Source organism: Bradyrhizobium sp. PRIMUS42, assembly GCF_023006515.1.
GTDB lineage: Bacteria > Pseudomonadota > Alphaproteobacteria > Rhizobiales > Xanthobacteraceae > Bradyrhizobium.
This window is the reverse complement of sequence record NZ_JALBGZ010001593.1, coordinates 1-463: the sequence shown is the minus strand read 5'-3', so window position 1 is coordinate 463 and position 463 is coordinate 1. Positions and strand designations below refer to the sequence as shown.

Genomic DNA, 463 nt, shown 5'->3' with positions numbered 1-463 from the left:
CAAGGGATCGGCAAGGCGACGCTGGCCTATCGCATGGCGCGCTTCGTGCACGCCCGCGGCCAGCCGCTGGCGGAGTCCGTGCAGCGCGCCGAGAACCTTGCGATCAATGCTGATGACGCGGTGGCGCGGCAGGTGGCGGCGAGCTCGCATGGCGGCCTCTTGACGCTGGAGCGCACCGCCAACGACCGCGGCGTGATGCGCACCGTGATCACTGTGGACGAGACGCGCGAGACCATCAGCTTCTTCGGCTCGACGGCCGCCGCCGAAGGCTGGCGTGTCTGCATCGTCGACACCGTCGACGAGCTCAATCCAAACGCAGCCAACGCGCTTCTGAAGATTCTCGAGGAGCCGCCGCAGCGATCGCTGTTTCTTCTGGTGAGCCACGCCCCCGCGCGCGTGCTCGCCACGATCCATCCTCATCCCCGGTTTTCTGGTCTGGTGCGCGCTGGTCTACGCGATTCTG

The 463-nt window shown here is 67.2% G+C and carries 1 pseudogene; it reads left to right on the top strand.

The features are described 5' to 3' along the window. Positions 1-463, top strand: a pseudogene (locus MOV75_RS41820) (DNA polymerase III subunit delta'); the annotation flags it as partial.